This is a genomic window from Streptomyces sp. NPDC059371, assembly GCF_042751995.1.
Taxonomy (GTDB): Bacteria; Actinomycetota; Actinomycetes; order Streptomycetales; family Streptomycetaceae; genus Streptomyces.
This window is the reverse complement of sequence record NZ_JBHYXD010000006.1, coordinates 1-12,447: the sequence shown is the minus strand read 5'-3', so window position 1 is coordinate 12,447 and position 12,447 is coordinate 1. Positions and strand designations below refer to the sequence as shown.

The following is a 12,447-nucleotide window of genomic DNA, read 5'->3' as shown; positions in this document are numbered from 1 at the left end:
GGTACGGGACGCTCGGCGGCGCCGTCCAGCGCACCGCCGCCCGAGCCCGAGACGGCCGGAGCCGGCGCCCGGGCCAACCCACCTGCCTCACTCGCTGTCGTCCGTCCGCGTCGAAGAGAGTGCCGCACGTCCGGCCTCCAGGCGCGCGACGGGAACGCGGAACGGCGAACAGGACACGTAGTCCAGCCCGGCCGTGTGGAAGAAGTGCACGGACTCGGGGTCCCCGCCGTGCTCGCCGCAGACGCCGATCTTCAGCTCGGGGCGTGCGGCACGGCCTTCGTCCACCGCGATGCGGACCAGCCGGCCCACACCGTCACGGTCGAGGGTCTCGAACGGGGAGGTGGCGAAGATGCCCTTGTCGAGGTAGGCCGAGAAGAACGCGGCCTCGACGTCGTCGCGTGAGAAGCCCCAGGTCGTCTGGGTGAGGTCGTTGGTGCCGAAGGAGAAGAACTCCGCCTCCTCGGCGATGCGGCCGGCCGTGAGCGCGGCCCGCGGGAGCTCGATCATGGTGCCGACCGGGAGCCGCACGGGGATGCCGGACTCTTCGGAGACCTCGGCCAGTACGCGTTCCACTTCGGCGCGCTCGATGCGCAGTTCCTCGACGGCGCCCACAAGCGGCACCATGATCTCCGCCGTGGGCTGCCCGCCGGCCCGTGTACGCTCCACGACCGCCTCGGCGATCGCGCGGACCTGCATGGCGACCAGCCCCGGGACGAGCAGGCCCAGCCGCACGCCACGCAGCCCGAGCATCGGGTTCTCCTCGTGCATACGGTTCACCGCGTCCAGCAGATCGGTGTCATGCGGGTCCGGCCGCTCGCCCCGGGCCTCGGCGGCGGCGATCCGCACCGCGAGTCCGGTCCGGTCGGGCAGGAACTCGTGCAGAGGCGGGTCGATGAGCCGGATGGTGACCGGCAGGGCGTCCATCGCCTCCAGGATGCCGATGAAGTCCTGCCGCTGGAGGGGCAGCAGCACGGCCAGAGCCCTTTCGCGCTCGCGCTCGTCGCGGGCCAGGATCATCGCCTCGACCAGCTTGCGGCGCTCGCCGAGGAACATGTGCTCGGTGCGGCACAGGCCGATGCCCTGGGCGCCGAACCGCCGGGCGCGGGCCGCGTCCTCGGGTGTGTCGGCGTTCGCCCGGACCTCCAGGCGCCGCAGGCCGTCCGCCCGCTCCATGGCGCCGACGACGGCCCCGACCAGCCCGTCGGACCGCTCGCCCGTCTCGAAGTACCGCATCACCGCGGAGTCGACCAGCGGGGCGGCGCCCAGGTACACGGCGCCTTCCGAACCGTCCACGGAGACGACCGTGCCCTCCTCGACGACGGTGTCCCCCACCGTGAACCGGCGCGCCGTGGTGTCCACGCTGATCTCCTCGGCCCCGCACACGCACACCGTGCCCATGCCGCGGGCGACGACGGCCGCGTGGCTGGTCTTGCCGCCGCGGCTGGTCAGCACCGCCTGGGCGGCGATCATGCCGGGCAGATCGTCCGGGGTCGTCTCCTGGCGGACCAGGACGACCTTCTCGCCGGCCGCGGAACGCCGTACCGCCTCCGGGGAGTCGAACACGGCGGCGCCCACGGCCGCCCCCGGTGAGGCCGGCAGACCGTGTGCCAGGGCCTCGCCGACGGCCGAGGTGTCGAACCGGGGGAACATCAACCGGGCGAGACCTGCCCCGCTGACCCTGGCCAGCCCCTCGTCCGGAGTGATCAGACCCTCCTCGGCCAGCTCCGTGGCGATGGCGAACGCGGCCTCCGCGGTGCGCTTGCCGACCCGGGTCTGGAGCATCCACAGTCGGCCGCGCTCGATCGTGAACTCGATGTCGCACAGATCCCGGTAGTGCGACTCCAACGTGCGCATGTGGGAGCGGAGTTGTTCGTACGACGGCGGATCCAGGTCCGCGAGAGCGGTCAGCGGGACGGTGTTGCGGATGCCGGCCACGACGTCCTCGCCCTGAGCGTTCGCGAGGTAGTCGCCGTACAGGCCGGGCCGTCCCGTGGCGGGGTCCCGGGTGAAGGCGACGCCGCTGCCGGAGTCGGCGCCGAGATTGCCGAAGACCATGGTCTGTACGTTGACCGCCGTGCCCAGGTCGTCGGGGATGTGCTCACGGCGTCGGTAGATCCGGGCGCGTTCGCCGTTCCAGGACTCGAACACGGCGAGGACCGCCTGCCGGAGCTGTTCGGCGGGTGACTGCGGGAAGTACTCACCGGTCTCCTGGCGTACGAGACTCAGGTACGACTCGACGAGCCCGGCCAGGTCGGCCGCCGTCAGGTCGAGGTCGCTCGCCGTGCCCCGGGCCTGCTTCAGGTCGTCCAGGACGCCTTCGAAGAGAGCGCTGTCGACGCCCATGACCGTGCTGCCGAACATCTGCACGAGGCGGCGATAGGAGTCCCAGGCGAAGCGCTCGTTGCCGGAGACCTTCGCCAGACCGAGGACGGACTCGTGATTGAGGCCGATGTCGAGGATCGTCTCCATCATGCCGGGCATGGAGAAGCGCGCCCCGGAGCGCACCGACAGCAGCAGAGGATCGTCCGGCTGCCCCAGCCGCCGTCCCGCCGTCTCCTCCAGGACCGTGAGCCGGTCGGAGATCTCCCGGATCAGGCCGTCCGGCTCGCTGCCGGTGGTGAGGAAGGCCCGGCAGGCGTCCGTGGTCACGGTGAAGCCCGGCGGGACGGGCAGCTCCAGCCGGGTCATCTCGGCGAGGTTGGCTCCCTTGCCGCCCAGCAGGTCGGCCTGGTCGCGGCCGCCTTCCGCGAAGTCGTACACGTAGCGGACCATGTCGCCGGTCTCCTCTGTCGGGTTACGGGCTGGAGCATGTCTCCAGCCTCCGACCGGCTCGTACGGAGCGGCAGGTGCTGTCGGGCCCCTTCACAGGGCCGGTCGGCCCACCTTGGTGAGCGTGCTCCTACCACCGTGGCACAGGACGGGGGCGGGCGGAGGTACGGCGATGGGGACGTGGAGGCGCGCGGGTCCCGGTCATACCCTCGCGGACCGACACCCGCTCGTCGTCCGGGGTGGGAGAACATCCGGCCGGCTCGTTGTGCCGGTGGACCGGCAGTCGCCACGTCAGTGGGCCGACGGTCGGTCCGGCAGGGGCCATTGGCCCTCGATGAGGGGCCCGGCCGACCCTCATGCGCCCATCGGTCATGCCCCCTCTTGCTCTACGGGTTTCCCTGAAACGAGTTCGCCCACCAGCGCGGCGACCTGCTCCACCTCGATGAGGAAGCCGTCGTGGCCGTGAGCGGATTCGATCCGCCGGAGACCGTCCGCGGTGGAGATACCGGCCGCCAGCTCCGCCTGCTGCGCCGGTGGGTAGAGGCGGTCCGAGTCGACCCCGGCCACGAGGGTGGGGGCGGTCACCCGGCGCAGGGCCGCGCGCACGCCACCGCGGTCCCGGCCGATGTCGTGGCTGTTCATGGCCTCCGACAGCACGACGTAGCTGCCCGCGTCGAAGCGTCTGACCAGCTTGGCCGCGTGATGGCCGAGGTAGGACTCGACCTGGTACCGGCCCCCGTTCCAGGGATCCTCCGTGCCCTGCGCCGTCCGGCCGAAGCGGACGCGGAGTTCGGGTTCGCTGCGGTAGGTGACGTGGGCGATCCGCCGGGCCAGTCCGAGTCCGGTGTCCGGGCCGGGGCCGGTGTCGTGGTAGTTGCCCCCGCGCCAGTTCGGGTCGGAGCGGATGGCGCGCAGTTGGATGTCGGCCCAGGCGATCTGCTCGGCGCTCGCCGCGGCGGTCGTGGCGAGGACCAGGAGCGCACCGGTCCTCTCGGGATACGACACGGCCCATTCGAGAGCCCGCATCCCACCCATCGAACCGCCGACCACCAGGGCCCAGCGCTCGATGCCGAGTGCGTCGGCCAGACCGGCCTCGGCCACCACCTGGTCGCGCTGTGTCAGAAAGGGGAAATCACCGCCCCAGCGACGTCCGCCCGGTGTGAGCGAGGACGGTCCGGTGCTTCCCTGGCAGCCCCCGAGGACGTTCGGGGCCACGACGAACCAGTGCTCCGGGTCCAGGACGCGTCCCGGTCCGACGAGGCCGTCCCACCAGCCGGGAGTGGGGTGCCCGGGTCCGGCCGGTCCGGCCACATGACTGTCCCCGGTGAGGGCGTGCAGCAGGAGAACGGCGTTGGAGGCGTCCGGTGCGAGCCGTCCCCATGTCTCGAACGCCAGCCGCACGCCCGGCAGTTCACCGCCCGCCTCCAGCGCGAGAGGCTTCTCACGGGCGTACCACTGGCGACGTCCCGGCGGGTCTCCCTCCCGCCAGGCACCGGTACCTGGCGGGAGGGATCCCTGAGGAGTCGTCAATACGGTGTTCAGGACGCTTCCTTGGCCGCGCGGAAGCCTGCCTCCAAGTCCGCCTTGAGATCGGCGAGGTTCTCGATGCCGACCGAGAGACGCACCAGACCGGGAGAGGTGCCGGTGGCCGCGAGCTGCTCGTCGTCGAGCTGACTGTGGGTGGTGGACGCCGGATGGATGATCAGGCTCCGTACGTCGCCGATGTTGGCGAGATGGCTGAACAACTCGACCGCGTCCACGAACCGTTTGCCCGCCTCCACTCCGTCCCGCAGCTCGAAGGAGACCACGGCACCGGCACCGCGCGGCAGGTACTTCCGCCCTGCCTCGTACCACCTGCTGGATGCGAGTCCCGGGTAGTGGACGGCGGCGACCTCGTCGCGCCCCTCCAGCCACTCGGCGAGTGCCTGGGCGTTCGCCGAGTGCCGCTCGATGCGCAGGCTCAGCGTCTCCACACCCTGCAGCAGCAGGAAGGAGGAGTGCGGGGAGAGCGCCGGGCCGAGGTCGCGCAGCAGTTGCACCCGAAGCTTGACGGCGAAGGCGCCCGGGCCGAGAGCGGGCCAGTACCGCAGGCCGTGGTAGCTCGGGTCCGGCTCGGTGAAGTCCGGGAACCGGTCCGTGTGCGCGCCGAAGTCGAAGGTGCCGCCGTCGACGACCACACCCGCGATGGTGGTGCCGTGCCCGCCCAGGAACTTGGTGGCCGAGTGCACGACGATGTCCGCGCCGTGCTCAAGTGGCCGCAGCAGATAGGGAGTCGGGACTGTGTTGTCCACGATCAGCGGCACGCCCCCGGCATGGGCGACGTCCGCGACGGCCCTTACGTCCAGCACGTTGCCGCGCGGGTTGCCGAGCGTCTCGGCGAACAGCGCCTTGGTGTTCGGCCGGATCGCGGCCCGCCACGCCTCTGCGTCGTCCGGGTCGTCGACGAAGGACACCTCGATGCCCAGCCTGGGGAGCGTGTGGCGGAAGAGGTTGTACGTACCGCCGTACAGCGAGGTACTGGAGACGATGTGGTCGCCGGAGCTCGCGAGCGTCAGGATGGCCAGTGTCTCCGCCGCCTGCCCGGAGGACAGCGCGACCGCCGCGACACCGCCCTCCAGCGCGGCGATCCGCTGCTCGAAGACGTCCTGGGTGGGGTTGTGGATGCGGGTGTAGATGTTGCCGGGTTCGGCCAGCGAGAACAGGTCGGCCGCATGCTGGGTGTCCCGGAACACGAACGACGTCGTCTGGTAGATCGGTGTCGCCCGGGCGCCGGTCGTCGGGTCGGGCGTGGCTCCGGCGTGGATCTGCTTGGTCTCGAAGGACCATGCCGAGGTGTCAGGTCCGGCGGGTGCGTCTTCGGGGGTGTGGCCGGCGGTGACGGAGTCGATGGGCTGGCTCATGGTGCTGCTCCCTGTACGGAGGGTGGGAACGGGAAGGCGTGAGGGAGCCCCCGGCGGTGCGGAGGCGTGAGGGACCCATGGCGCTTCGGACCATTGCCGGTACGGTGCCAGCGGTCAGCGCTGGGTGAAGGAAAAGATGCTGGTCAGAAGCCTGAGCGCGATGTCAGCTCGAGGCGCGACAACCGGTGGTGGTGACACGCACGTAATCGACGTGGCGGCGGGTCACGAGCACGGTCATGAGCCCAGGTAACCACACGCGAGCGTCAGGAACCAGCCAGACGGCGGGGTTTCATGCGTTCGAGGGCGTGTCGGCTGCGCTGTCTCTGGGCGTACGGAGAGGCACAGACCTGCCCGGTCCGCTGTGCCAGGCGGGCGTGCGGACGGGTCAGGCGGCCGATCTCCGCGTCGATGGCCGCCGGTCGGCGTTCGACCACGCCGGAGCCCGGAGAATCCGGATCGCCGCCGGCGCAGGGAGGGTGTGGATTCTCGGCCAGGAGCTGGATCCGGTCGGCGATGCGCCGCAGGTCCTCGACGGTCAGACCGACGCCCAGCACTTCGCGGATGCCGCGGACCCGGGCCACGTCGTCCGGCCCGTAACGGGCGTCGGCCGGCGGCCGTACGCGGTGGCGGGGTCAGCAGTCCCCGCTCTTCGGAGAACCGCAGGGCCCGTGGGGACGGTCCCGGCCGCTGCCGCCGCGTCCCCGTTTCGCTTGGCCACTTCGCCGCGCATCGTGCCGGACCCACGGGCTGGGTGCGGGCAGCGGCCGGGGGACGACGGCGAGCTCGGGACGGGGTAGCGCCTTGTGCTCGCTGACGAGATGGACCTCCCGGGTGACGGACGGCAGAGTGGCCATGGAGAGAGCTCTGGAACGAGACCGTGAGGCCCGGCGATGGCGACGGGCCGAACGGGCGCGCACGCCAGTTCCTGGCGTACGCGTCAAGGGCAGGCGCAGTCCGCCGGCTCACGTCACGGTGCGCGATGCAGGCGGCTTCCGAATCGATGAGCGATCCCGGGCTGACGGTCCGCCCGCAGCGACTTCACCGCCGGACAACCGGAGAGACCCTCCGTGTCCGCCATGCAAGACCCGCCTTGAATTTCTTGACCACCGTGGTGGCCGTCTGCTGAACTCCCGTCTCATGAACCCGCGCGTGGACCTCACCCGGCGGCGCCACATCGATCTGGCGCACATCGCCAGTACGTTCTGTTGTCGCTGACCCGGCTGATCGTCCCCGGCAGCCGTCGGTACGCACCGACGGTGCGCGTCTGACAGAGGTGGTTTCGATCCCCCCGTGTCGCGCCGCTGTCCAGCGGGATCGTCGCATCCGACGTCTGAGCGACTGTTTCCACGACCTCACGTCGCGCCTCTCCTTCCCGGCTGCGGGCTGAACGGTCCGCAGTGCGGGGCCCGCGTGGGCGGGGAGGCTGCACGAGCGGGCCGGCACGGTCGTCCCAGTCGTTGAAGCACGGGTGAGCCACCGACCCGACCGCGGTCGGTGACGGGGCTCGCCCCGGGTCCGGCGAACCGACACCAGCCCCTCAAGCGGCTCGGCCTGCCCGGTTTGCGCTTCCCGCGTGATCGCAGGCCATCGGCCCCCGCGTCGTGACCGCGACACCTACCCCGTCTCCGGCCGTTCGGGCCGCGAGTCGATCCGCCGTTGCCGCCTTCCGTCCCCAGCACTCGGTGGCGTGGCCACCTCCCCGAGAAGGACCACCTCATGCCCGTGTCCCTCCGTAAACTCACCGGCCGTATAGGCGCGTTGGTCCAGGGCGTCGACCTCACGGCGCCACCGACCGACTCCACGCTGACGGCACTCCGTGACGCCCTCAACGAGCACAAGGCACTCGTCTTCGACCGCGTCGGCCTCGACGACTCCGGCCAGGAGCGCGTGGCCGGCTGGTTCGGCGAACTCACCACCGCCCACCCGAACGTGGCGGCCGCCGACGGCACCACCAACGTGCTCGCCGTCGACAGCGAGACCTCCAAGGCCAACGAGTGGCACACCGACGTCACCTTCGTGGTCAACCCACCGCAGGTCACCACATTGAGGTCCCTGGTGACCACGCCATACGGCGGCGAGACACTCATCGCCAACGCCGCCGCTGCCTACCGCGATCTGCCCCGACCGCTGCGCACCCTCGCGGACTCGCTGCGCGTCGTCCACACCAACCAGTACGACTACGCGCGCCCCGCGGCCGCCACGGCACAGCAGCAGGAGTACGACCGGATCTTCGTCTCGACACCGTACGAGGCCGAGCACCCGGTCGTACGAGTCCATCCGCTGACCGGCGAACGGGGCCTGTTCATCGGCGGGTTCGCCAAGAGGATCGTCGGTCTGCCCAACAGCGACTCGGCGGATCTGCTGCGCATCTTCCAGTCGTACGTGACGCGTCCGGAGAACATCCTGCGCTGGACCTGGTCTCCCGGCCAACTGATCGTCTTCGACAACCGGATCACCCAGCACTACGCGGTCGACAACTACGACGACCACCCGCGACTCCTGAACCGGGTGACCGTCGCGGGAGAGGTGCCGGTCGGCGTCGACGGACGCCTCAGCGAACAGCTCGTCGGTGACGCCTCGCACTACACCAGTGTTCTGGCGGTGGCGGCATGACCGAGGTCCGCATACCGGCGCCGGCCGTTCTCAAGGGCCCGGCCGCCGCCACCGACAACGTACGGGAACGCGAGGTGTTCCTTCCGCGCGACGCGCGCCGCCGGTCGTCGCTCGCGGCACTCCGTGACCGGCTGCGCTGGCCGCTGGGCATCTATACGACGCCGGTCGCGATCCTCGTCCTCTGGGAGGTGCTCGCCCGGGCCGGCGTGGTGACGAAGACCTACGCCCCGGCGCCCACCTTGATCGTGCGGTCCGCCGTCGATCTGTGGCGGCAGGGCGTACTCGGGCCGGACCTGGCCATCTCACTGCAGCGGGCCGGCATCGGTCTCGCCCTCGGCCTGACGGTGGGCATCGTCGCGGGAGTCCTCGGCGGACTGCTGCGCAGCGGTGAGTACCTGTTCAACGGCGTCGTACAGGTCCTCAACACGATCCCCCTGCTCGCGGTGCTGCCGCTGATGATCGTGTGGTTCGGCATCGACGAGCTCACGAAGGTACTGCTGATCTCCTTCGGCGCCGGCGTGCCGATGTACCTCAACCTGTTCGCCGCGATCCGCGGAGTCGACCAGCGGCTCATCGAGATGGCACGCACGACCGGAGCGGGCACCTGGCGCCTGGTGACGCGGGTGCTGGTGCCCGGATCGCTGCCGGGCTTCCTGGTCGGCCTCCGCTTCTCCCTCGCGTACAGCGTCCTCGGCCTCGTCGCCGCGGAGACGGTCAACGCCGACAAGGGACTCGGCTTCCTCATCACCCAGGGACAGACCTATCTCCAGACCAACCAGGTCTTCGTGGGGCTGGTGATCTATTCACTTCTCGGCCTTCTCGCCGACCAGTTCGTCCGGGCTCTCGAACGGGTGCTGCTGCGGTGGCGCCCGAGTTATGAGGCGTCATGAGCAGCACCGTCGCGACCGACCTCCGCCGGCAGACCGGTGTCGTCGTGGAGCGGGTCGTCCGGCAGTTCGGTGACCGGGTCGTACTCGACCGACTCGATCTCACCATCGCCGACGAGGAATTGGTGATCCTGCTCGGCCCCTCGGGCTGCGGCAAGAGCACCCTCCTGCGGCTGCTCGCCGGACTGGACCGTCCCGACGGAGGACGCGTGGAGGTCCCGGCGAAGCGGGCGATCGTCTTCCAGGGCGACCGACTGCTGCCGTGGCAGCGGGTCCTGCGCAACGTCACACTCGGCCTGCACGGACCCGAGGCGGACCAGCGGGCCCGCGACGTGCTCGCCGAAGTCGGTCTCGCGGGCCGCGAAAGGGCATGGCCCAAGGAGCTCTCCGGCGGCGAGGCCCAACGGGTCTCCCTGGCAAGGGCATTGGTCTCGGAGCCCGAACTCGTCCTGCTCGACGAGCCGTTCGCGGCGCTCGACGCCATCACACGGCTGCGCATGCACGACCTCGTGCGCGCACTGCGCACGAAGCACCAGGCCGCGATGCTGCTCGTCACCCACGACATCGACGAGGCGATCGCACTGGCGGACCGCATCCTCGTCATGAGCGACGGCCGCATAGGCACCTCGCACGAGGTCCACCTCTCCGCCGAGGACCGCGAAGCGAGTGTCGCGCGCGAGGAACTCCGTGCCCGGCTCCTGGAAGACCTCGGCCTCGCCGGGCAGCACTGACCCCCAAGAACCCCTCAACACCCGTACCCAGCACAGAAAGCACAGGACATCCCATGCGCAAGACAACCACCCGACTCGTCGCCGCCGTCGCTCCGCTCGCCCTCGCAAGCACCCTCGTCGCCTGCGGATCGTCCTCCGACACCACCGCACCGCTGAGCAACGCCGGCAACGCGAGCGGCGAGAAGCACCCGGAGTGGAGCAAGTACACCTTCACGATCGGGGACAACGGCGGTGACGGCAGCCAGGCCCTGGCCAAACTGACCGGCGTCTTCGACGACGCGCCCTACAAGGTGAAGTTCGCCCGCTTCACCTACGGCCCACCACTCGTGCAAGCCGCCGCCTCGGGAGACATAGACCTGGGCAGCGTCGGTGACGTACCCCCGATCACCGGCGCGGCGAAGGAGTACGGCTTCAAGATCGTCGCCGTGAACCGCTCGCTCACGCCCGACCAGGCGGTGGAGAACATCATCGTGCCGAAGGGTTCGAAGCTGAGGACGGCCGCCGACCTCAAGGGCAAGCGGATCGCCGTCCCGCAGGGCAGTTCCGCCCACGGACTGGCCCTGAACGCGCTGAAGAGCGTCGGTCTCGGCCCCAAGGACGCGAAACTGGTCTTCCTCGACCCGGCGGCGGGCGCGACGGCGTTCAACACCGGCAAGGTCGACGCCTGGGCGATCTGGAACCCGCAGTCGGCGATCGCGGTCAAGAACGGCGCGCGGATCCTGGTCAAGGGCCTCCCGCCGATCGACCAGACGAGCAGCTACTACGTCGCGAGTGACACGTCGCTGAAGGACAAGACCAGGCGTGCGGCCCTCACGGACGCCCTGAAGAGGCTCTCCCGGGAGTACGCCTGGGCCATCAAGCACCCGGAGAAATACGCTCAGGCGCTTTCGCAGGAGCAGGGCATCCCGCTGGCCGACGCCAAGGCCTCCCTGGCCGCCTACTCCAACAGGGTGACGCCGGTGGAGAAGTCGGACATCGAACTGGAGCAGAAGCTCGCGGACGCCTTCCTGGAAGCGGGCCAGATCACCAAGAAGGTCGACCTGAACTCCATCACCGACAATCTCCTCCCGGCCGGCTACGACAGCTCCAAGCTCACCTTCGACTGACCCCGCCATCCACCTCGACGCGCAAAGGAGACAACCCGTGACCGACACCCAGCGCCGGCTCCACCTCAACGCCTTCCTCATGGAAGCGGGCCACCACGAGGCGGCGTGGCGGCTCCCGCACAGCAACCCCAGGGCGGACTTCGACCTGCGGCACTGGATCGAGCTGGCCCAGCTCGCCGAGAGCGCCAAGTTCGACTCGCTGTTCCTGGCGGACGGCCCGGCACTCATGGGAACAGGCGAGTTCCGCCCACCGGGCCAGCTCGAACCACTGACACTGCTGACCGCCCTGTCGCAGGCGACCAGCCGGATCGGCCTCATCGCCACCGTTTCGTCGACCTACAACGAGCCGTACAACCTCGCCCGCCGGCTCGCCTCCGTCGACCACGTCAGCGGCGGCCGCGCCGGCTGGAACATCGTCACCTCGGCAGGGGCGGACGAGGCCGCCAACTTCGGACTCGACGACCGCCCCGGCCACGCCGAACGGTACGCCCGCGCCGACGAGTTCCTCAAGGTCGCCAAGGCCCTGTGGGACAGTTGGGAGTCCGACGCCGTCGTCGCGGACAGGACCACCGGACGCTACGCCGACCCCGAGCGGCTGCACCGGCTCGGCCACGAGGGCAACCACTTCAAGGTGGCCGGCCCGCTCAATGTGCAGCGCCCGCCGCAGGGTTACCCACTGCTCGTGCAGGCCGGCTCGTCCGAGGACGGCCGGGACTTCGCGGCCCGCCACGCCGAGGCCATCTTCACCGCTCACACGACCTACGAGCGCGCGGCCGCCTTCTACGGCGACATCAAGGCACGCACCACGGCCGCGGGCCGCGACCCGGACGGCGTGATCGTCCTGCCCGGCATCGTCCCGTACATCGGGTCGACCGAGTCCGAAGCCCGCGCGCTGGCCCGGCAGTTCGACGAACTGCGTATACCTGAGTACGGGCTGCGCCAGTTGGCCGCCGTGTTCGAGACCGAGCCCTCGGTCTTCGAACTCGACAAGCCCCTGCCGGACTTCATCCTCGCCAGGCCGAAGCTGGAGGGCGCGCAGAGCCGTGCCGACCTGATCATCGACCTCGCGGTACGCGAACAGCTCACGGTCCGTCAGGTCATCTCCCGACTCGGCGGCGGACGCGGCCACTTCGAGTTCGTCGGCACGCCCGAGCAGGTCGCGGACACGATCATCGCCTGGTTCGAGGGCGGTGCCGCCGACGGATTCAACATCATGGCGCCCGCCCTGCCGTCGGGCCTCGCGGCGTTCGTGGAGCACGTCCTGCCGATCCTGCGCGGCAAGGGCCTGTTCCGAGAGGAGTACGAAGGCGCCACTCTGCGTGAGCACTACGGGCTTCCGGTCCCGGCGAACCAGTTCCGGGCCTGACCGTACGAGCCCGCGCCGGGGGCCGCCATGCCGGTTCCCCGGATGCGGGCACGCACGGACCTGCCTGCTGCGGAC

9 protein-coding genes are annotated in these 12,447 nt (G+C 70.3%); 5 read left to right on the top strand and 4 right to left on the bottom strand.

From position 1 onward, the window contains the following. Positions 1-87: 87 nt before the first annotated feature. From ppdK to ACFXGX_RS05425, 4 genes are all read right to left on the bottom strand, one after another. Positions 88-2,772, bottom strand: a complete 2,685-nt coding sequence (gene ppdK / locus ACFXGX_RS05440; protein ID WP_384784903.1) for a pyruvate, phosphate dikinase — start codon at positions 2,770-2,772, stop codon at positions 88-90. Between the two features lie 366 nt (positions 2,773-3,138). Then, positions 3,139-4,299 carry a homoserine O-acetyltransferase gene (locus tag ACFXGX_RS05435; RefSeq protein ID WP_384784901.1) on the bottom strand — a complete coding sequence of 387 codons (1,161 nt, stop codon included), beginning with the start codon at positions 4,297-4,299 and terminating at the stop codon, positions 3,139-3,141. 8 nt (positions 4,300-4,307) lie between these two features. Further along, positions 4,308-5,669 (bottom strand): bifunctional o-acetylhomoserine/o-acetylserine sulfhydrylase, encoded by a 1,362-nt coding sequence (locus ACFXGX_RS05430; RefSeq protein ID WP_384784899.1) that lies wholly within the window; start codon positions 5,667-5,669, stop codon positions 4,308-4,310. A gap of 263 nt (positions 5,670-5,932) precedes the next feature. Beyond that, on the bottom strand, positions 5,933-6,250 hold the full coding sequence (locus ACFXGX_RS05425) for a hypothetical protein (protein ID WP_384784897.1): 318 nt from the start codon (positions 6,248-6,250) through the stop codon (positions 5,933-5,935). 1,135 nt (positions 6,251-7,385) lie between these two features. Here ACFXGX_RS05425 and ACFXGX_RS05420 point away from each other — a divergent pair. From ACFXGX_RS05420 to ACFXGX_RS05400, 5 genes are read left to right on the top strand one after another with little or no spacing between them, the layout of a single operon-like run. Beyond that, entirely contained in the window at positions 7,386-8,282 is an 897-nt protein-coding gene (locus ACFXGX_RS05420; RefSeq protein ID WP_384784895.1) for a TauD/TfdA dioxygenase family protein, read from the top strand. Continuing rightward, positions 8,279-9,172: an ABC transporter permease gene (locus ACFXGX_RS05415; protein WP_384784893.1), complete on the top strand. Its 894-nt coding sequence runs from the start codon at positions 8,279-8,281 to the stop codon at positions 9,170-9,172. The genes ACFXGX_RS05420 and ACFXGX_RS05415 overlap by 4 nt, the downstream gene beginning before the upstream one ends. Then, complete coding sequence (locus ACFXGX_RS05410) at positions 9,169-9,900, top strand: ABC transporter ATP-binding protein (protein ID WP_384784891.1); 732 nt, start codon at positions 9,169-9,171, stop codon at positions 9,898-9,900. The genes ACFXGX_RS05415 and ACFXGX_RS05410 overlap by 4 nt, the downstream gene beginning before the upstream one ends. A gap of 53 nt (positions 9,901-9,953) precedes the next feature. Continuing rightward, a complete protein-coding gene (locus ACFXGX_RS05405; RefSeq protein WP_384784889.1) occupies positions 9,954-11,006 on the top strand; it encodes an ABC transporter substrate-binding protein in 1,053 nt (350 codons plus the stop codon). A 37-nt stretch (positions 11,007-11,043) separates the two neighbouring features. Beyond that, complete coding sequence (locus ACFXGX_RS05400) at positions 11,044-12,372, top strand: LLM class flavin-dependent oxidoreductase (RefSeq protein WP_384784887.1); 1,329 nt, start codon at positions 11,044-11,046, stop codon at positions 12,370-12,372. Positions 12,373-12,447 lie beyond the last annotated feature (75 nt).

Bases quoted from the DNA above. Each gene is read 5' to 3' on its own strand.
- ppdK (WP_384784903.1), bottom strand. From the start codon at position 2,772: ATGGTCCGCTACGTGTACGACTTCGCGGAAGGCGGCCGCGACCAGGCC.
- ACFXGX_RS05430 (WP_384784899.1), bottom strand. From the start codon at position 5,669: ATGAGCCAGCCCATCGACTCCGTCACCGCCGGCCACACCCCCGAAGAC.
- ACFXGX_RS05420 (WP_384784895.1), top strand. From the start codon at position 7,386: ATGCCCGTGTCCCTCCGTAAACTCACCGGCCGTATAGGCGCGTTGGTC.
- ACFXGX_RS05415 (WP_384784893.1), top strand. From the start codon at position 8,279: ATGACCGAGGTCCGCATACCGGCGCCGGCCGTTCTCAAGGGCCCGGCC.
- ACFXGX_RS05410 (WP_384784891.1), top strand. From the start codon at position 9,169: ATGAGCAGCACCGTCGCGACCGACCTCCGCCGGCAGACCGGTGTCGTC.
- ACFXGX_RS05405 (WP_384784889.1), top strand. From the start codon at position 9,954: ATGCGCAAGACAACCACCCGACTCGTCGCCGCCGTCGCTCCGCTCGCC.